Source organism: Enterococcus sp. MSG3299 (assembly GCF_050555765.1).
GTDB classification, from domain to species: Bacteria; Bacillota; Bacilli; order Lactobacillales; family Enterococcaceae; genus Enterococcus; species Enterococcus faecalis.
The window spans coordinates 1,599,137-1,616,306 of sequence record NZ_CP187869.1; the positions used below are offsets into that span (position 1 = coordinate 1,599,137).

Genomic DNA, 17,170 nt, shown 5'->3' on the forward strand with positions numbered 1-17,170 from the left:
AGAATTTAATTTATTAGCTTTTTCGTCATCGGTTTTATGCAAAAGTCAGTTTGCTCTAACAGCTAGAGTCCTTTTTGGTGATTGTTCAGTAAGTTAATCCTGGATTGAAAACACCTAATAAAACGCCAACGAGAGAAATAACAACTAAAATAAGCATCGTCCAAATAGCGGAAACATGTTTTTTGGACATTAACCACCAACAAAACAAGGTAACAAGTATCGTTAATAATCCTGGATAAATACTGTCAATTTTATCTTGCAGTTTAAGGAAAACTTTTCCGTCAGCACCTATTAATTTAAGAGAAGTAGTTACATTTACCCAAGATGCAAGGACCCCACCAACAACCATACTACCGATAACTCCGATAGCAACTCTAACGGCGGCTCCTTCTTTCCCAACTAAGAAACTTACTGCTTTATCGCCAAAATGATAGCCTCTAAAATACAAAAAGCGTTGGCCAAAATAGGAAATTAACGTCCAAACAATAATATAAAATATGGCACCAATTGGCGAACCGCCCGTGGACATTCCTAAGGAAATTCCTAACAAGATAGGAATTAAGGTACCATCAACTAATGAATCACCAATCCCTGCAATTGGCCCCATTAATCCTGCCCTCATATCATTAATGGTTTCTCCATCAATTTCATTCTTACTTGCTCTAGCCTCTTCCATACTAGCAGTCACACCAACAATGACCGTTCCAAGCATTGGATTTGTGTTAAAAAAAGCTGTATATGCTTGAATGGCTTTCACTTGGTCTTCATGTTTTGGATAAAGTTTTTTGATAATAGGAAGCATTGAAGAAAGATAGCCGAAGGTTTGCATATGCTGTTGTGAAAAACAAGTTAACGCTCCCCAAAACCATAAATGAAAAGAATGCTTTAACGTTTTTTGGTCTAATTTATTTGCTTTCAACTCTTCCATCTCATATGTCCTCCTCTTCATCATCATTCGTCAGACTTCCTGTTGAATCAACCAGTTTAGTATTGTTTTTAATCAAAGCAATTTTATAAAAAATTACAGCAAAAAGAAGCGCAATAATCGTTATTGAGACTAAATTGAGTTTTAATGAAGCAGCTAATGTGAACCCTACAAAAAAAGGTACAAAATCAATGTTCTTATTAACAATTTGACGTAACAAAATTGCAATTCCCACACACGGAAGCATGCCACCTACAGTAAAAAGCGTTTTCATTGCAAGACCATCCATAGGTAATGCATCTCTCATTGCTGTAACAGCCGTAGCCCCAAAATAGGTTAAAATCACGGTTGGCAAAAAGGAAAAAAGTAGATGAGAAATCCACGGCCAACCAAAATTAATGGCATATAAATGATCAAGCTTGCCTTTTTTTATATCTTTCCAACCAAACGATTGCCAAACTAAATTTAACGCAGCAACAGAATAAAATAATACCGTTCCGATCGTTCCAACTAATGTGCCGACCGATTTAGCTAGGTCGGCTGCAGAGCCGCCAAGTGGATCTAACCCTTTGGTCGAAATCGCCACCATCGCCAAAGGAATCCCGATATATGAAATTGCCCGCACATCAGCAGACACTGTGCCTCCAGGTGTGACCAAAGCAATGTAAACTAATTGCATTGCTACGCCACAAGCGATTCCTAATTTTAAATCTCCTAAAATAATGCCACAAACTAATCCGCCGACTAAAGGACGCCCAATCGTATAATTTCCCACCGCTTGTCCAGCCATACAAGAATTTGAACACAGACAAGCAAATAGGCCTAAAATAGCCGCTTGTATCCAGTTGATTGTCATAATACTACTCTCCTCTTTTCAAAACTTCTAGAATCAGTAACCAAATTTAGCTTTAAAATGCGCCCAAGAACCAATTCGTTGATCAGGTAACAAGGCAAAATCCACTTTGTAACCAGCCTTTTCAATTTCTTCAAAAGCCGCTGCTTCTTCTGCTGTAAAGGATTGGTTATCCCCTAATTTAATTGTCCCTTCGCGGTCATTTCCCGGTCCAACATTAATCATTTTTACTTCACTTGGAACAAAATGCCAATCCACCAAAATTTTTTTCATATCCAAAGGGCTCTTTGTAATCAAAAAGTATTTTGACTTAGACGCTAATACTTTATCCTTTACATCAAAAAAATGCGCCATTGTCCAAATAAAGGTTTTTTTATCTTGTGCAGCTGCTTTATAAGCTTCCTTTAAAATAGGGTTACTTGCTGCTTTGTCATTCACAGCTATAATGCCATCACAAGGCATTTCTTTAGTCCAACGTAAAGTAATTAAGCCATGAATCATTCGATCATCGATTCGAACAAAAGAAATTGACATGTTCATCTTCTCCTTTAGATATCCTCTTCAGTTATATCGTTTTCAGTTACATCGTCTTCAGTTACAGTTAACTCTCTAATGCCATGACAAGCATCTGCTACTATCATTTTTTTCAAATCAGATAATTCACTAGTTTCTTTCATTAGAAGCGCATTTAAAGCCATTGGAAAATTTACTCCTCCAACAATCAGAGAATTTTCTAGCATTTTTTGCTTATCTAATACTTTACAAATAGTAGCAAGTGGACTCCCGCCTACAATATCAGCCAAAACGATTAGCCTCGTTTCCTGCGGTAATTTTTCAACTTCATAAAGAAACCGCTTACCAAAATTATCGGTAGATTCACCAGGTTGTAAGCCAAACACTCTGACTGTCTCTATCTCATCGCTAGCAAACATCCCTAATGAATTTTTTAACCCTCTAGCAAAATCGCCATGACTGACCAGAACTAAATAAGTCATTTCCTCTCTCCTTTCTTAACATTTCCACTTCAAAATTTTTTAAATCACCTCTTTTTAAGAGTCCATAATACAACTTTTATAAAATGAAAATATTTGCTTCGTTCGCCTCACACTCCTTTGATAGCATGAATGTTTAACAACAGTACCTTTCTAAAATTAAAGTCATTCACTAAAAAGTTCTAATGAATTTGGCTGTTGTAGCTTGGTGACAAGGAACAATGACTTTCTTTATCCATAAAAACATTTAGTTGATTACGCTTAAAAAAATAAATAATATAGCAATTCCCAAAAAAGTTGCTTTTGAATAGTCCCTTTTCTAAATTTATTGATTCATTTTTTCAACTATTAGGTTAGTAAAGTCCCAACACACATTCCACCCACAATAGGTGTACATAGTTGTACATTATTCGGAGTTAATCAACTCATTTAAGCTATGGTAAAATAACTATATATCACTCCAATTTTCTAATTATATAGGTCATTCCAGGTCATGCTCTTTTGGATACAACAAAATGAACTTATATCGAATCTATGGTTTTATGCTCTTAATAAATTAAAAAGTAAAGTAGGGATATTTGTATGTCAGCAAAAGAAAAAACGATGAAATATGGATTGGTAGGCTTCTTTTTGGGGATATTGTTATTAGCTCATCTAAATTTATTAGCTGAAAATCTTAGTTATCTTCTCTTAGGATTATTACTTTTACTTGTTGCATATCTAATCTTGGTAAAAAAATTTTATTTTTTCTCAAACTTGATTCCTAAAAATACTACTGATATAAATTTAGGTAAAAAATATGGTACGGCTTCTGGCATCGGCAGTTTAGTTATCGGGATTATTTTAATAATTCTGGGACTATTTTTATAGAAAAATAATTACTAAAATAAAACAAGCAGCGAAACCATAAAAAGTACACGAGTTCTTTTCTCGTGTACTTTTTATGGTTACCTGTATAGCCTTCAATTTGTTCCTTTGTTACTTCTTTTTCTTAATAATGCTCTTTACAGTGCCACATTAAAACAGCAATAAAAATTAATGAAGGGGAATTTAACTCAAATACCAATGATTATTATTTAAGACCGCTTTCTCAAATAACCCTCATTGATTACGTACTAATCGTGATAGACTCCTCGTTGCCATTTATCTAAAAATTCATCGAAAAAGTGCGCATCTTGTTGTTCTGGATGTTGTTTTTCAACTTGATTAATTTTTTCAATTAGTTGTTCGTTGTCTTCTGTTGGATGATAGTGTGCTTCAATAAAGGCAGCAGCGATATCACAGATCAAGAATTCTCCTGTTATTTTCCCACCGAAACCAATAACATTTGCGTTCAATTCCTCTTTCGCATACAACGCTGTAGTCATATCGCGAACTAAAGCAGAACGGATACCCGGCACTTTGTTAACCGCATTGTTAATTCCAACGCCTGTTCCGCAAATACATATACCCAAATCAGCCTGATTGCTCATTACGGCTTCTCCCACTTTTTTTCCGAAAATAGGATAGTGAGTTCGAGTAAAATCATACGTGCCTACATCTAAAATTTCATATCCCTTTGCTTTCAAAAAATCAGAAACTGCTATTTTGGTATCCGTCACAATATGATCACAACCAATGGCAATTTTCATAAAAACACTTCCTTTCTATTATTTGTTAAGCCATTTTATTTAACATATCTACACGTATTTGATGACGCCCGCCTGCATAATGACCTGTTAAGAATTCTTTTATTATGTTTTTGGCTAGTTCCGTTCCAACAATTTTTGCGCCCACCGTGATCATCCGAGCATTGTTGTGTTCTCGCGCCATATATGCAGAACGCTCATCTGACAACTCAGCGACAATCATTCCTTTAATTTTAGCAGCAGTCATAAAACTACCTGCCCCATAACCATCAAAAACGATTCCTAAACTTTCAGTATCCTTTAAAACTTCATGAGCAACAGCAAGCGTTGCTTCTATAAAGTCTTCCGAAGCACTTTCACTTTTATCGATTACCTCAACTTTTTCTTGCAATAAGTATTGTTTCATTTCTGCTTTTAATTTTATTCCATCTAAATCTGAACCAAGTATGACACGCATTTTGTTTTCCTCCTTACCTCGTGTATCTACTATTAAAATTCTGTCCCTTTCTTTAAACTCAAATCCCCTTCTCGAAAACATAATAAAACAATATCGAACTTTATTCAACATTTATTTTCTTTTTTGTTTATTATTGTTTAATATTGTGTTGACATCTTTTTGAAAGCGTTTTATATTATACTTGTAAATAAATAATAATATATTAAAGAAACGAGGGGTTCTATGGTTATTAAAACATCGATTTTTTCATTAGATACTACCTATATTTCAAACAAAAAAACACAAGAAGAAGTTTTTGAAGAAGTTTATTTAGACTTGTTAAAAAAGAAATTAGTTACACCTGATTTTCTAACTAATTTATTGGAACGAGAACACAACTATCCGACTGGTTTAAGTTTAACACCGATTGATCCTGCACTACCGAATATCGCCATTCCGCATACCGAAAGTACCTTTGTACGCACGACAAGAATTATCCCGATTAAATTGAAACAATCCTTATCATTTCATAACATGATTATCCCAGATGAAACGCTCTCTGTTTCCTTTCTTTTCATGATTTTAAATGAAAACGGTATTGAACAAACGGGTCTTTTAGCGACTATCATGGATTTTATTAACACGACAGACCGTTCATCACTATTGGCTTTTTTTCAATGTGAAGATAAAGAAGAAGTTTATCGTTTTTTACAAAAAAATTTTAAAGGAGAGATTTAACATGATTAAAATTTTAGCTGCATGTGGGGCTGGGGTAAACTCTAGCCATCAAATCAAATCTGCATTAGAAACAGAATTATCAAAAAGAGGCTACCAAGTTTCTTGCGATGCCGTAATGATTAAAGATATCAATCAAGAGATGCTATCCCATTATGATATTTTCGCCCAAATCGCCAAAACAGATTTGGGTTTCCCAATCACGATTCCTGTAGTTGATGCAGGCGCAATTCTTTATCGAATTCCAGCAATGGCTGAACCTGTTTATCAACAAATGGAAAGTATCATTCACTCTTTAAACAAATGATTTCCTTTTCAGACTAATTACTTACGCTTCACTGTCAACACTAACAAAACTAAGATAAAAATTTTGTTATCTTAGCTTATGAAGGAGAAAATAAATGAATACGATTATTGACCTAGCAAATACAATTTTTAAACCTTTAATTGATTTAGGTGCTGCTCCTTTAATGACTATTGTTTTAACACTGATTGCCCTTTGTTTTAAGGTAAAACCCACTCGCGCATTAGAAGGTGGTCTTAAACTAGGAATCGCTTTAACTGGTATCAGTGCTATTATAGGAATTTTAACTACTGCTTTCTCAGATGCAATGGCCTCTTTCGTAGAACGTACAGGAATTTCTTTAAATATTACCGATGTTGGTTGGGCACCTTTGGCCACCATCACTTGGGGATCTCCTTACACCCTTTACTTTCTTTTAATTATGGTGATTGTCAATGTCATTATGTTAATTCTAAATAAAACAAACACATTAGATGTGGATATTTTCGACATTTGGCATCTATCGATTGTTGGTTTATTTGCTATTTTTTGTGGCGCAAACTTAATAATTGCAACAATATTAGTTATTTTCATAGGTGTTTTAAAAATTATCAATTCTGACTTAATGAAACCAACGTTTAACGATTTACTTAACGCCCCAGATACAAATCCTATGACTACCACGCATATGAACTATATGATGAATCCAATCATTATGGTTTTTGATAAAATTTTTGATAAGCTTTTTCCTTGGTTAGACAAATACGATTTTGACGCTGCCAAATTGAATAGTAAAATTGGCTTTTGGGGATCAAAATTTGCCATCGGGATTTACTTAGGGATTTTTGTGGGTCTTTTAGCTGGCCAAACACCCACGCAAATTTTTTCTCTATCCTTTACGGCTGCAGTCTGTTTGGAACTATTCTCTTTAATTGGAACTTGGTTTATCGCTGCAGTTGAGCCTTTATCACAAGGTATCACTGATTTTGCTTCGAATAAATTAAAAGGGCGTACACTTAATATTGGTTTAGATTGGCCTTTCTTAGCTGGTCGTGCTGAAATCTGGGCAGCAGCTAACGTATTGGCTCCAATTATGCTATTAGAAGCCATTGTCCTACCTGGCAATAAACTTTTACCACTTGGCGGAATTATTGCAATGGGTGTAACCCCTGCTCTACTAGTAGTAACAAGAGGTAAACTCATCCGAATGATTATCATTGGAGCAATCGAATTACCTTTGTTCTTATGGTCTGGTACCCTAATTGCACCATTCGTTACCGAAACCGCAAAAAAAGTTGGCGCTTTCCCAGCGGGTCTAAATAATAATACTTTAATTTCACATACTACCATGGAAGGGCCAATGGAAAAATTCTTAGGATACTTAGTCGGCAATGCATCACAAGGTCAACTCGAATTTATTTTATACGCATGTCTGGCGCTAGTCGCCTATCTACTGATTTTCATTTGGTATGCAAAACAAATGAAGAAGCGAAATATTATTTATGCTCAAAAAGCTCAATAAGGGGAACTAAAAAGAAGAGGTGCAGATGCACCTCTTCTTTTTAGTAGATCACCCTGACAACTTTTTCCAATACTTTAGATGTGTCAAATTTATCTTTATTTGTAACTACCGCTGTCACTTCTTCTAATTGATAAAAAGAATAAAAATCCTGTTTCTCTACTTTAGAAGTATCCATTAACAAATATTTTTCTATTGAGTTATCTAATGCAATAGCTTGTGTTTGTCCTTCTTCAATAGTCGCTGTCATAATTTTATTATCTTTTAACGCATTACAACTAAAAAATGCTTTATGGAAATGCATTTCTTCTAATGCTTTATTAGCGATTTCACCAAAAAAAGATTTAGTTAAAAGTCGCATTTCTCCACCAACCAAATAAATGGTCAACGCATTCTTTTTTTTACTTAACGTTTCAAACACAGGCAAACAGTTTGTTACTACTCTTAAATGTTTAAATTCCATTGCCTCGGCCAAAAGTTCAATAGTTGTTCCTGGTCCTAGGAAGATAGTTTCTTCTTCGTGAATTAAACTTAATGCTTTTTGGACAATTTCTTTTTTTTCAACACTATTAATAATTTGTTTATCAGCATGAGACAATTCATGTGGACGATATGTATTTAAACTGCTAGCTCCTCCATGTACTCGTTTTAAACGCCCCGCTGCTTCTAATTCTGTCAAATCTCTACGAACAGTCATATCCGAAACATTTAATCGTTCCATAATTTCAGTAACTTTGATTGCCCCTTTTTGATCTACTAGAGAGACTATCGCATTTAATCTTTCTTCTTTTAGCATTTTCATCGCTCCATTGTTAGTATATCTTTTATTCTACGATAAAATACTTACTATGAATACTAAAACATTTCTCCATTTATTTTAACATGAACGACGATTCGTAAAAAAATGACAATTTAGCCTATCTTTATATAAACAGATATCACTTCAACGATTGATTCAGATCTATTTGAGCCTAGTCAAATAGAGATCTAGCATAAAAACTTCCCAGAAAAACATCCCCTACTCTGAGCACCTCTATCCAAAAAAATAGCACATAGGCAAAGGCAGGCTGCTTATAAAAAGGTAAGCAACCCGCCTTTGCCTATGTTTAAGTAAACGATGTATTTCCCCTATTACTGATTCAAAGTCCTTAAAACTTTATAATCACTGTTTTGCACGAGTAAAACGCTACTTGGGTTATCGGGATAAGAAGCATTGCCATCAAACGATACAACAACAGTATTCGTACCAACTTTCGTGAATTGTGTATATGAGCCCCCAGCACCGCCCACGTTGGCAAAATGTAATGTCAACGTGTCGCCTTTTGTTTCTACCTCGCGCCAATTTGCCCGCTGATAGTTATGCCAGTCAATTTGAGTTGAAATTTCGTTTGCCGTGTTTTTATACATTCCTTCGTAAAAATCAATCGCTTCCTCTTTTGAAGACCACGGATTGACTGAAATATTTGGGATTTGTTCTTTAGTAATTGACGGGGCACCTACAATTTTTTCAAACCCAGCCCTCAACTCTGCATTATCTGTTGCTCCAAAATACAGATAGCCATAAGGATCTCCTTGATTTTGCATCGTCACTAAAACTAAGGGATGATTGTTAACGATGGTGAATAAATACAAATGCTTTTGCATTTCTGGTTGCGTTTCTGCATCAGAGTAAACAGCAACTAACGCATATCCATCCTTCACTTGTCCATTTTCAGACCATTCTAAATAAATGGGATGCTGACCAATCGCTGGTTGCATAGTAACATTTCCTACTAGACCATCAGGCGCTTGGACGCCATTAAAATTGATTGAATTTCCTGGTGTATATTCTTTATACGTTTGGTTCATCCGTTGCCCCCAATCAGCCATAAATTGTTGTAGTTGTGCCTTTTTTTGCGCAGACCACAACTGATTTTCAGCTTTACTAGAAGCAGAAGAATTACTTTGAGTCGTACTAGATTTTGACTCCGTGCTCATTTGACTTGCTTGGCTGTTGTTAACGGTAACAGGTGCTTTCATTTCTGATGTTGCTGTCGGCTTGCTTGCAGTGCTGTCGCCACTTTTGTTGGAAGAACATCCTGATAAAATACTCAATAAAAGACCTATCAAGATTATTTTTTTCATTGGGAATCCCTTCTTTCTGACAAGAATACTGTACTACTTTTCCCCTTTTCTCACCAGCAAAACTCGACTAAAAACGGCTATGTTTATTTGTTATTTAATTATCAAATTAAGTTGATTGTAAGCATCCCATAACCAAGGATGCACAACTTTAATATCGTGTTTCAAAATATAATCAATATAGAAATATGCGGCATTTTCTAAAGAACAATTTAAAGCTTGTAATAAACCATCTAAGTATGGTGGTTTCCCTTCTTGATCCCACTTTATTTTATCAGCGACAAACAAAACTAAATCTATGTCCGAATAGTTTTTCTTCAATGTTGTATGGCATTCAATAGCTGATAAAATTTCATTGTCTTCAATACCAAAATCCATTTTCGCAATAGACTTAGAAATTTTTTGATGAATTATCATTGGAAAGGCCATTTCTGCTTCGTTTAATTCAATCCCATATTTTTGTGCGACACTAATTCTCTGATTATTTGGATAAATCGCAGAGATATCGTGTAAATATCCTGCAATACTTACTTTTTCTGGACTAGTTAAATATTTTTCACCAAGTTGATAGGCATACTCTCCAACTTCCATACAATGATAATACGTCTTCTCACAGTTTTTACTCACTAAATATTGTTTAATTTCATTTTTCAACACCTGTTGATGATCCATTTCCACAGCCCTTTCTCATTCCGATTACTCTTCTAGATAAATAAAGTATACTCCTTTCATCCTCTAGCAACCTTTTATTTTTTATTAAATAAACAACTAACTAAATTGAAAAAATTGAAACTTTTTGGTCCTCAAATTCGTCTATAACTAATAGGACGTTCAATTTTGTATAACGTGGAGGTGTATTTTTTAACTTTTTCATTAACCAAAGAGGAGTGAAAGTATGCGACATAAGAAAAGAAAATTCAAAATAAACGGGTATGTATTATTTAGTGCGTTAATCCTCATTGTTCTTGTTTTCATTCAAACGTTCCTATTAACTCAACCCAAGATAACAAGTAAAAATGATGATACTACGCAGACATCGACTAAAAATTCAACTGCAAAAAAAGATTCCCCGACCAAGTTAGAAAAGGAATCAACACACATGACTATTTCATCAAAAAAATATGCTTACTCAGCAGACAAAATCAGAAAATATATAACTGGAGAAGAACCTTACAAAGGTGAAAAATTAGTATTCTTAACCTTTGATGATGGCGTTAATAATCAAATAACCCCACAAGTCCTAGATACATTAAAAAAGTATAACGTCCACGCAACTTTTTTTCTTGTAGGAAATACCCTAACTTCCGAAAATCAAAAGATAGTGAAACGCGAAGTTGCAGAAGGGCATTCAATAGGCTTTCATAGTTCAACTCATGATTATGCAACGTTATATCCAAACGGGATTGTCAACACTGAAGAAATACAAGCGGAAATAGCAACCATGGAGAACTCTCTAAAAAAAATACTGGGCGAAACATTTCAAACAACTCTCTGGCGATACCCAGGAGGTCATATGTCATGGGGAGGTACAGAAAAATCTGATGAATTATTCAAACAACTTGGCATCCATTGGATTGACTGGAATGCGATGGTTGGGGATGCGGAACCGTTAGACAGACAGCCTACTACAGTCGCAGAAATGCTCGCTTTCCATCAACATTCACTTGAGGTTTATCCAGATTATAATATTAGAGTAGTCTTAATGCATGATTCAGTAGATAAGGAATTAACAAAACAAGCATTGCCACAATTAATAGAGTTTTATCAAGCAAATGGTTATCAATTTGGTGTCTTATATTAGAGCAACTTGGAGCACTAAAGGAAGTATTTCTGGTCTTAGTCAATGTTGATTTTCTGCTTATAATGGCAAGCCTTATGGAAGCATCATTAATGCGTTTACGAATCTTGGCGTTAGTTGATAGTTAAGTTGTTTTAGAAATATATTCATTCAAAGTTATTTTTTTGTCTTGGCGTAACTAAAACATACTCCTCACGGAAAGGCCTGATAAATTTTTATTTAGTTATCAAAGGACGTAAGTAGGAAAATTAGGAGTTATTTTCTGTTTCATATCTATAACAACTTCTTCACTATACGCTTTATAAATTCTGAATAATAATTTTACTCACTTGATTTTCTTCTTTAATTACTTTTTTAAAATAAATCCAACAAATCCTTTTTTAGCATACATGCTAAAAAAGGATTTTATTAAATATAATAATCCTTAGAATATTGTTGAACAATTTCTAAAATGAATCTGTGAGGAATACAGATACTAGTTTGCCCTGGTTCTGATATCCATCCTGTTTTCACCGCAATTTGATCTGGACTATTATCTTTTTTTACACGAACGTGCCCATTTTTAACTTCTATAGTATTATATTGCCCTTTTGATGGATAATATGTTTTGATAAATTCTTTTGAATCATCTAAATTTATACGCTCAATCTCTTTCCCATCTATCTTGACCACAGCATATTTAGTGTCGTCAAAACTTTTGGAGTTAAATGGCTTATTATGAAAAAAAATAAAATATGGAGAAAAAGAGATAGCTATTAAAAAGATAATAACTATTATGTCTCCTTTTTTCATCAGACCCTTTCTATACATTTTTATTAAGAATTAGTGAACTGTTTTTCCATTTGTTTCTGAACATCTTGTCTTTACTCACCTTTCTTCAAGAAATTGTTGAATTTGAATCCGTACATCATAGTCACAATCTTTGTCATTCAGTAATAATATTAATTCTTCTTTTAAACAAACAGGAACTTCCCAAAAACCATCTATTTTCCGGAAATAATCAGGGTCATAATTTTTAAAAAATGGGTACAATTTTAAAAATTCTTCAAAAGATAAATCATATTCTTCATAAAAGTCTTTAACTAATCCTTTTTTAAGAGCCTCTTCTGTTGGAGTGCCATTTTCATTAATAATATTCTTCATAACCATTATTCTGTATAATTCAGACTTATCATATCTTTCTTGTTCATAATCTTGATAAAATTTAAAGCTCTGTTCCACAAGTGGCGGATAAATAATATTCATTTTCTTCAATACTATTACCTCCTATTTTTTATCCATCACTTTTTTTCCACCATAATAGCCTTTTAAAGATACATGATGACTTTTACGATAATCACCAAGATTCTCATCAAACGAAATTTCAGGTTTTATTAATTTTCCATGTGTTCGACGCAATCTTTTTTTTGATTTCGATGTTCTTCTCGCTGGTACAGCCATATTTATTACCTCCTAAATTATAAACGTTTCTAAAATACTTTCCTAATTTGTAATCAGATTTGAATATTTAAAACATACTATTGATACACTAATAAACCGTAACACGCAATTGTGCATTACAGATAAAAAATACAAATCGTAATGATTACGTTTTAACAACGATATCTTATCAACCTTTTTTTAATTTGTCAATATCTTTATTTACATATTCTTATATATAAATAAATCACCTTCCCAACTTGAGTACTTACTTATATTTACCAAATGCTAATGGATTCAATCTGTAAGCATTTGCTTTCTTGATAATTGTTAACTAAATAAATTTGTACAACAAAAAATTCAATATATGCTGATGTGTGTACTTCACTAATAACAATTTTTATTTCATGCCTTTTTTGCTTGACCAAAACAGTAAAATTAAATATAATTCAAATGTAACTTAATCAGTTACATTAATATCAGGAAAAAGAAAGAGGTTTTTTATGAAAAAAATAGGATTGCTTTTATTCTCTATTGGACTTACTTCTTTGTTATTATCTTCTTGCTCAAATTATAATATGAGAAAAGATAATAACAGTAGCATAAGCACTAAGACTTCTAATGAGGAGGAAAATATAATGTACAAAAAAATACAAGGTATCGATGCTACTTATTTAATAATGAATCCTGATCCCGTGTTTGGCTCTACTGCAACAATTATCGAAAAAAACGGTAAGGGACTTTTAGTAGATACGCAATTTTCAAAAAAGGACGCAGATAAAATTGTCCAACTTGTAAAGTCAAACAATATTGATATTGAAACAATTTATATTTCATATAGTGATCCTGATTATTACTTTGGAACAAATCAAATAAAAAAATCTTTTCCTAAAGCAAATGTAGTAGCCACAGCTTCTACGATTTCACGGATTAAAGACACTTATAAATCAAAATTATCCGTATGGGCAGATACATTAAAGGAGAACGCACCAGACAAAATTATTATTCCAAATGAAATAAAGGAATCAATTAATTTAGAAGACGTAGAGTTTGAAATCTTTGGTAATGATATAAAAAAACAAACACTTTATAATAAAAACGATCAACTATTGGTAGGCGGTATTTTAGTTTCTACTGGTAGCCACTTATTTATGGCTGACACTAAATCTATTGACAGTCAATTACAATGGATAAATGATTTAAGTGAATTAGAATCCTTATCACTAAGAACAGTTATTCCTGGTCATTTTGAAGCTGGAAACCAATTTATGCCCCAAAATATTAAATTTACGAAAGAGTATATTGAAAAATTTATTACAGCTGAGAAAGAGAGCAAAGTAAGCAGTGAAATTATCACTAAAATGAAAAACTATTATCCAAAATTACCAGAAGGAAACCTTGAAATGAGTGCTAAAGTTGTAACCGGTGAAATGGATTGGGAATAACACTTTTAAAGTCACTAAGAATAGAGGGCAAGTTCATCGACGGATGAATTTGTCCTCTATTCTTAGTATATTTTACTTGTTTAGTATCTACTTTATTTGGCACGTTAGTTTGAGAAACTTAAACAGTATAATTCACTCTTTTATTACTTATCTCTGCTTTTATGTAAGACTTAGCTTCAAATGGTTGTGGAACTTTACCTGAAACTTCCCAATTTATTTTCTGATGTTCTCCATTTTACTTTACAAAGTCGGCAGAATACTTATACGAATAACTACCCTCTACCTCATTTCCAAGTGCATCTTTTTGTTACAACTTCTGCAGGAGTTAGTACATAGGTGGTGACGATTTTGTACGTACTATTATAATATTTGTAACCGAAGTATTGTATAAGTTTAGCCTTTTTTGTTCTTTTTCATACTTATACTAATTGTCCATTCAATTTAGCTTTAACAAGAACTATCACTACTCCGATAATTATTAATAGCCAGCCAATAATTGCTAAAGGTTTATTCGTGGTACGGTAAGGATAACCCCAATTCCACCCCCAAACAAATCTTGTTGTCATCATTAAAAGAATCAAGCCAATCGCTGCAATAATACTGCCAATAAGTATTACATAATCCATTTTGGTTCCTCCTCAATTTCTCTTGCTTGAAAATATATTTTACAAAGTACATTTATATAGAAATCTAACTTTTATCTACAAATGAATATAAAAATGCATTGAACTAAAAAACTAATCTAAGGTAACTGTTTATAGAGACTAAGCTTTATATAAATTTAGAAATAATACCTAAAAATAAAAAAATATTTTTGCTGTTTGTTCTTTTGTTTTTGTCTTTTTAAATCTCTTAATTGTTTTAATGACATCTAATATAATAGTTTAAAGCAGAGCCTATAAGTATTAATAACTTGCCTTCAATTGTTTTAACCATTAAACTAATTTCACTATATTAAAAACTGGAGAGATTTTTTTGTTTTACTTTCCTCCTTTGTTTTTTTGTTATGTTTTATAAACACTAAATATACTCATATAAGAAAATACAACAACAGAGTGTACAGAAAGGAAAACTTTTCTGTACACTCTCGTATGACTTTAATTTTAAAGGTGCTTTCATTTATTCCCATATAGTACTGAAAAATAGGACTTAACGAATTACAACTGCAAAATTCCTCTCATTATATATACTTTCAAAGGTATTTTTATTGATCCAATATTTACCGGAAATCGGATCAGATACGTGAACCGTTCCATTTTTTAAATCGTAGCCATCTAATGTCACTGCATGATTATTATTTACCGCTTTACCAAAATCCCATATTCCCCATCGTGCCGGTTGAAATTTTATCGTCACCCAAGCAACAATTGGATTATTATTTTTCACTTCCTCTAGTAATTCATCTAAAGAATGACCTGACATATCTTGTACATCTCCATATACTTTTCCCCATTTTACTAAAGGCACAGGATAGATAGCAGAGTAAGTCCATGAGTTTTCAACAAAAGGACTACCTACAAATCCATCATAAGGATTTCCATTAGGAGAGATAGGAATTGTTTTTAAAAATTTGATTAAGTCCCAATCAGGAATTTTTCCTTTATACTGTAAGCCTTGTAATAGTGAAGCTCCCTCACACCCACTAGGCGCTCCTAAGGCATACTGATCATAATTTTTCACTCCAAGTAAGTTGTAATCTTCAGAAGCAAAAGCATTGGTACCAACTATAAAGAATAAGCCAAGTAAAGGTAGAATAAACGATTTTTTTAGTATAGTAACTGTATTTCTATTTATACTCGTTCACCTCTTTAAAATTTATTAAATGCATAATCCTACTGTCATTTTCTAAATTTAAAATGGATTTGACTGTGAAATACCTATTTGCAAGCGATCCAACGGTTCTCCAAAGATTCCTGCATAACTGTCTAGTCCAGGAATAGAACCATTATCTGCACTTACTTTTAACCAGCCTGATCGTTTCGTAGTTTGTGAACGATAGTAAGCCTGTGATAATTTTTCTCCCTTAGGAGTTATATAGTTTAGCTGAACACCATCAATTGCTTGTCCAGGCATACCTGCCGCTCCATTTACTGTATCGCTCTTATCCCCTTTACTTACCCAAGGCAACCATCCGCTTTGAGCCGTGTGAACACGATATTTCATTTGCCCTTTATCTACCTTTATATAAAGCATATCATGTTGACGATTAGGGTAACCTGCGAAACCATCATTGGTATTGTTAAAGTTGGTTACTTCTGGTAACCATGAACCTCCGAGGACCCGCAATCCGTAACGAACATTTGTTGTGAAATTTTTTGGTCCTGGATTTGGAGGCGTAGGCGTAGATCCTCCTTGAAGTATAGGAATTGGGTTAAACCAAGTGCCATCATCTTTATTCCAAGAAGAATGAGCAGAACGCCATTCTTTTTTTGTCATTCCTAAATGTAAATGACTAGAAGTAAACTTTCCTATCAGCTGTCCTTTTTTAACAGTTTGTCCAGTGCTAACTTTAATATCTCCAACATTTCGGCTAAATTCTTGATAAATCACATTTGTGTTTCCCGCTTGTAGTACAATAAATGCACCTAATGAGCCTCCACCTACAGGATCCCAACCAGCATATAAAATTTTACCATCATGCACAGCATACACACTGCCATTTCCATAAATAGCAGAACCAAAGTCAAACCCATCATGGAAATAAGTACCTCCTCGGTTAAATGCAGTGTTCCCGAATTGTTGTCCTTCTTCATATCTTCCCGCATATGGTTTGCCCAGTGGCCACGACCACTCATTAGAAGCTGCGTTGACAGAATAAGAAGAAAACGCCAAAGAAACAACGATAGATAATACCCCTAGAATAGAAAGTAAAATATTTTTCATAGAAACCCCTCCTAATTAATATTTATTACAAGACTAACGTACTACGACACACGATTTACAGAGTATCCCCCAATGTTATTGGATTTTAGTCAATTGATCTGATTTTATAGTTAGGCACCAACTTAATGATTCT

21 protein-coding genes are annotated in these 17,170 nt (G+C 33.5%); 6 read left to right on the plus strand and 15 right to left on the minus strand.

The window, feature by feature from the left end; genetic code table 11:
• Positions 1-85: 85 nt before the first annotated feature.
• Genes IGL23_RS07845 through IGL23_RS07860 form a run of 4 tightly spaced genes read right to left on the minus strand, consistent with a single transcriptional unit; the run spans position 86 to position 2,773 of the window.
• Positions 86-955, minus strand: a complete 870-nt coding sequence (locus IGL23_RS07845; RefSeq protein WP_002394543.1) for a PTS system mannose/fructose/sorbose family transporter subunit IID — start codon at positions 953-955, stop codon at positions 86-88.
• Complete coding sequence (locus IGL23_RS07850; RefSeq protein ID WP_002357194.1) at positions 930-1,781, minus strand: PTS mannose/fructose/sorbose/N-acetylgalactosamine transporter subunit IIC; 852 nt, start codon at positions 1,779-1,781, stop codon at positions 930-932. Before IGL23_RS07850 ends, IGL23_RS07845 begins: the two co-directional genes overlap by 26 nt.
• A 33-nt stretch (positions 1,782-1,814) precedes the next feature.
• The gene (locus tag IGL23_RS07855) at positions 1,815-2,312 is read right to left on the minus strand and encodes a PTS system mannose/fructose/N-acetylgalactosamine-transporter subunit IIB (protein WP_002357192.1); all 498 of its coding nucleotides are present in this window, start codon (positions 2,310-2,312) and stop codon (positions 1,815-1,817) included.
• Between the two features lie 14 nt (positions 2,313-2,326).
• Positions 2,327-2,773, minus strand: coding sequence for a PTS sugar transporter subunit IIA (locus IGL23_RS07860; RefSeq protein WP_002379545.1), 447 nt, complete (start codon positions 2,771-2,773; stop codon positions 2,327-2,329).
• A gap of 579 nt (positions 2,774-3,352) precedes the next feature.
• Here IGL23_RS07860 and IGL23_RS07865 point away from each other — a divergent pair.
• Positions 3,353-3,640, plus strand: a complete 288-nt coding sequence (locus IGL23_RS07865) for a hypothetical protein (RefSeq protein WP_002362004.1) — start codon at positions 3,353-3,355, stop codon at positions 3,638-3,640.
• 245 nt (positions 3,641-3,885) lie between these two features.
• Here the strand turns inward: IGL23_RS07865 and lacB are convergent, their stop codons facing one another.
• Complete coding sequence (lacB, locus tag IGL23_RS07870) at positions 3,886-4,401, minus strand: galactose-6-phosphate isomerase subunit LacB (RefSeq protein WP_002374591.1); 516 nt, start codon at positions 4,399-4,401, stop codon at positions 3,886-3,888.
• 25 nt (positions 4,402-4,426) lie between these two features.
• On the minus strand, positions 4,427-4,855 hold the full coding sequence (gene lacA, locus IGL23_RS07875) for a galactose-6-phosphate isomerase subunit LacA (RefSeq protein WP_002357188.1): 429 nt from the start codon (positions 4,853-4,855) through the stop codon (positions 4,427-4,429).
• Positions 4,856-5,077: 222 nt separating this feature from the next.
• Here lacA and IGL23_RS07880 point away from each other — a divergent pair, with 222 nt between their 5' ends.
• From IGL23_RS07880 to IGL23_RS07890, 3 genes are all read left to right on the plus strand, one after another.
• Positions 5,078-5,572 carry a PTS sugar transporter subunit IIA gene (locus IGL23_RS07880; protein WP_002357187.1) on the plus strand — a complete coding sequence of 165 codons (495 nt, stop codon included), beginning with the start codon at positions 5,078-5,080 and terminating at the stop codon, positions 5,570-5,572.
• A gap of 1 nt (position 5,573) precedes the next feature.
• Positions 5,574-5,876: a PTS fructose transporter subunit IIB gene (locus tag IGL23_RS07885; RefSeq protein ID WP_002357185.1), complete on the plus strand. Its 303-nt coding sequence runs from the start codon at positions 5,574-5,576 to the stop codon at positions 5,874-5,876.
• Between the two features lie 94 nt (positions 5,877-5,970).
• Positions 5,971-7,374, plus strand: coding sequence for a PTS galactitol transporter subunit IIC (locus IGL23_RS07890; RefSeq protein WP_002357183.1), 1,404 nt, complete (start codon positions 5,971-5,973; stop codon positions 7,372-7,374).
• Positions 7,375-7,414: 40 nt separating this feature from the next.
• On the opposite strand, the gene IGL23_RS07895 is transcribed toward IGL23_RS07890, so the two are convergent.
• From IGL23_RS07895 to yqeK, 3 genes are all read right to left on the minus strand, one after another.
• Entirely contained in the window at positions 7,415-8,167 is a 753-nt protein-coding gene (locus tag IGL23_RS07895; protein ID WP_002369238.1) for a DeoR/GlpR family DNA-binding transcription regulator, read from the minus strand.
• Between the two features lie 335 nt (positions 8,168-8,502).
• On the minus strand, positions 8,503-9,495 hold the full coding sequence (locus IGL23_RS07900) for a DUF4767 domain-containing protein (RefSeq protein WP_033594318.1): 993 nt from the start codon (positions 9,493-9,495) through the stop codon (positions 8,503-8,505).
• Positions 9,496-9,585: 90 nt separating this feature from the next.
• On the minus strand, positions 9,586-10,164 hold the full coding sequence (gene yqeK, locus IGL23_RS07905) for a bis(5'-nucleosyl)-tetraphosphatase (symmetrical) YqeK (RefSeq protein WP_002385850.1): 579 nt from the start codon (positions 10,162-10,164) through the stop codon (positions 9,586-9,588).
• Between the two features lie 223 nt (positions 10,165-10,387).
• Here yqeK and IGL23_RS07910 point away from each other — a divergent pair, with 223 nt between their 5' ends.
• Positions 10,388-11,293, plus strand: coding sequence for a polysaccharide deacetylase family protein (locus tag IGL23_RS07910; RefSeq protein WP_002379548.1), 906 nt, complete (start codon positions 10,388-10,390; stop codon positions 11,291-11,293).
• Positions 11,294-11,698: 405 nt separating this feature from the next.
• On the opposite strand, the gene IGL23_RS07915 is transcribed toward IGL23_RS07910, so the two are convergent.
• Genes IGL23_RS07915 through rpmF form a run of 3 tightly spaced genes read right to left on the minus strand, consistent with a single transcriptional unit; the run spans position 11,699 to position 12,730 of the window.
• Positions 11,699-12,100, minus strand: a complete 402-nt coding sequence (locus tag IGL23_RS07915; protein WP_033594319.1) for a NusG domain II-containing protein — start codon at positions 12,098-12,100, stop codon at positions 11,699-11,701.
• 57 nt (positions 12,101-12,157) lie between these two features.
• Positions 12,158-12,535 (minus strand): hypothetical protein, encoded by a 378-nt coding sequence (locus IGL23_RS07920; protein WP_002394546.1) that lies wholly within the window; start codon positions 12,533-12,535, stop codon positions 12,158-12,160.
• Positions 12,536-12,556: 21 nt separating this feature from the next.
• A complete protein-coding gene (rpmF, locus tag IGL23_RS07925) occupies positions 12,557-12,730 on the minus strand; it encodes a 50S ribosomal protein L32 (protein ID WP_002371955.1) in 174 nt (57 codons plus the stop codon).
• A 482-nt stretch (positions 12,731-13,212) separates the two neighbouring features.
• Here rpmF and IGL23_RS07930 point away from each other — a divergent pair, with 482 nt between their 5' ends.
• Positions 13,213-14,154 (plus strand): hypothetical protein, encoded by a 942-nt coding sequence (locus tag IGL23_RS07930; RefSeq protein WP_010709519.1) that lies wholly within the window; start codon positions 13,213-13,215, stop codon positions 14,152-14,154.
• A gap of 419 nt (positions 14,155-14,573) precedes the next feature.
• Here IGL23_RS07930 and IGL23_RS07935 read toward each other — a convergent pair whose 3' ends face one another.
• The 3 genes from IGL23_RS07935 to IGL23_RS07945 form a co-directional block, all read right to left on the minus strand.
• Positions 14,574-14,780, minus strand: a complete 207-nt coding sequence (locus IGL23_RS07935) for a hypothetical protein (protein ID WP_002371958.1) — start codon at positions 14,778-14,780, stop codon at positions 14,574-14,576.
• A 523-nt stretch (positions 14,781-15,303) separates the two neighbouring features.
• Positions 15,304-15,834, minus strand: coding sequence for a C39 family peptidase (locus IGL23_RS07940; protein WP_002371960.1), 531 nt, complete (start codon positions 15,832-15,834; stop codon positions 15,304-15,306).
• Between the two features lie 171 nt (positions 15,835-16,005).
• Positions 16,006-17,037 carry a M23 family metallopeptidase gene (locus tag IGL23_RS07945; protein ID WP_002391269.1) on the minus strand — a complete coding sequence of 344 codons (1,032 nt, stop codon included), beginning with the start codon at positions 17,035-17,037 and terminating at the stop codon, positions 16,006-16,008.
• Between the last annotated feature and the right edge of the window lie 133 nt (positions 17,038-17,170).

Excerpts from the sequence above, each read along its gene's own strand:
- IGL23_RS07845 (WP_002394543.1), bottom strand. The coding sequence starts at position 955 with ATGATGATGAAGAGGAGGACATATGAGATGGAAGAGTTGAAAGCAAAT.
- IGL23_RS07850 (WP_002357194.1), bottom strand. The coding sequence starts at position 1,781 with ATGACAATCAACTGGATACAAGCGGCTATTTTAGGCCTATTTGCTTGT.
- IGL23_RS07855 (WP_002357192.1), bottom strand. The coding sequence starts at position 2,312 with ATGTCAATTTCTTTTGTTCGAATCGATGATCGAATGATTCATGGCTTA.
- IGL23_RS07860 (WP_002379545.1), bottom strand. The coding sequence starts at position 2,773 with ATGACTTATTTAGTTCTGGTCAGTCATGGCGATTTTGCTAGAGGGTTA.
- IGL23_RS07865 (WP_002362004.1), top strand. The coding sequence starts at position 3,353 with ATGTCAGCAAAAGAAAAAACGATGAAATATGGATTGGTAGGCTTCTTT.
- lacB (WP_002374591.1), bottom strand. The coding sequence starts at position 4,401 with ATGAAAATTGCCATTGGTTGTGATCATATTGTGACGGATACCAAAATA.
- lacA (WP_002357188.1), bottom strand. The coding sequence starts at position 4,855 with ATGCGTGTCATACTTGGTTCAGATTTAGATGGAATAAAATTAAAAGCA.
- IGL23_RS07880 (WP_002357187.1), top strand. The coding sequence starts at position 5,078 with ATGGTTATTAAAACATCGATTTTTTCATTAGATACTACCTATATTTCA.
- IGL23_RS07885 (WP_002357185.1), top strand. The coding sequence starts at position 5,574 with ATGATTAAAATTTTAGCTGCATGTGGGGCTGGGGTAAACTCTAGCCAT.
- IGL23_RS07890 (WP_002357183.1), top strand. The coding sequence starts at position 5,971 with ATGAATACGATTATTGACCTAGCAAATACAATTTTTAAACCTTTAATT.
- IGL23_RS07895 (WP_002369238.1), bottom strand. The coding sequence starts at position 8,167 with ATGCTAAAAGAAGAAAGATTAAATGCGATAGTCTCTCTAGTAGATCAA.
- IGL23_RS07900 (WP_033594318.1), bottom strand. The coding sequence starts at position 9,495 with ATGAAAAAAATAATCTTGATAGGTCTTTTATTGAGTATTTTATCAGGA.
- yqeK (WP_002385850.1), bottom strand. The coding sequence starts at position 10,164 with ATGGATCATCAACAGGTGTTGAAAAATGAAATTAAACAATATTTAGTG.
- IGL23_RS07910 (WP_002379548.1), top strand. The coding sequence starts at position 10,388 with ATGCGACATAAGAAAAGAAAATTCAAAATAAACGGGTATGTATTATTT.
- IGL23_RS07915 (WP_033594319.1), bottom strand. The coding sequence starts at position 12,100 with ATGTATAGAAAGGGTCTGATGAAAAAAGGAGACATAATAGTTATTATC.
- IGL23_RS07920 (WP_002394546.1), bottom strand. The coding sequence starts at position 12,535 with ATGAATATTATTTATCCGCCACTTGTGGAACAGAGCTTTAAATTTTAT.
- rpmF (WP_002371955.1), bottom strand. The coding sequence starts at position 12,730 with ATGGCTGTACCAGCGAGAAGAACATCGAAATCAAAAAAAAGATTGCGT.
- IGL23_RS07930 (WP_010709519.1), top strand. The coding sequence starts at position 13,213 with ATGAAAAAAATAGGATTGCTTTTATTCTCTATTGGACTTACTTCTTTG.
- IGL23_RS07935 (WP_002371958.1), bottom strand. The coding sequence starts at position 14,780 with ATGGATTATGTAATACTTATTGGCAGTATTATTGCAGCGATTGGCTTG.
- IGL23_RS07945 (WP_002391269.1), bottom strand. The coding sequence starts at position 17,037 with ATGAAAAATATTTTACTTTCTATTCTAGGGGTATTATCTATCGTTGTT.